Here is a 674-nt window from a genome sequence, read left to right on the forward strand (position 1 = left end):
CGCTGCCGAGATCTTATCTGCCCAATCAGCAGAAGGTGTGGCTTGAAGTCGATTCTCATAGTTTAAAACGACGCGTTTAAAAGTGGAGCTTGCCTTTTGAAAGCCAAGGCTATCCCAGGTTGCAGTCTGTGTATAAGAACTGTACTCCGCCATAAAATGTGCGCTAGGAAAAAGACCTTGAGCACGATTCAATATGTACTCCGAACCATCATAAGGCACATGATAAAAAGGCCATACTGGCGCTTTTGTTACGGGGTCCGAACCATTGACACAACGGAAGTGCGTCGATATCCGAGATGATGAGTTGATCGAAAAAGATTTCATTCCGACTCTTGGTGAGCCAAAAGTATATAAGTTAACTCTGCCTTTAAACTCTGGAGAAGCAGAAATCCAATTCGCAACCAGAGTCGCTAATGCACCACCTAAACTGTGTCCAACACAATGTATAGTACCGTTAGCGGTTACCGGATTATCACGAAGAAAACGAGTTAGACCTTTTCTCATAGAATAGAACGTAGTTTGGAATCCCGAATGGACGGTCTCTCCGGTATCTGTTCCTTTCCCGCTACACGTTAAGTCGGTAATCCCATCAGCTAATCCTGCTGTACCTCTAAAAGCTAAGACAAGGTCATTTTTATAACGCTGACTTTTTCCCTTTCCTAGCAGAGCAAACC

At 44.2% G+C, this 674-nt stretch carries 1 protein-coding gene; it reads right to left on the reverse strand.

The annotated features are described in order from the left end of the window. The coding region (locus tag R7E78_RS27100) for a lipase family protein (RefSeq protein ID WP_318058743.1) at positions 1-674 on the reverse strand (674 nt) is incomplete at both ends.

Source organism: Vibrio sp. YT-19(2023), assembly GCF_033337395.1.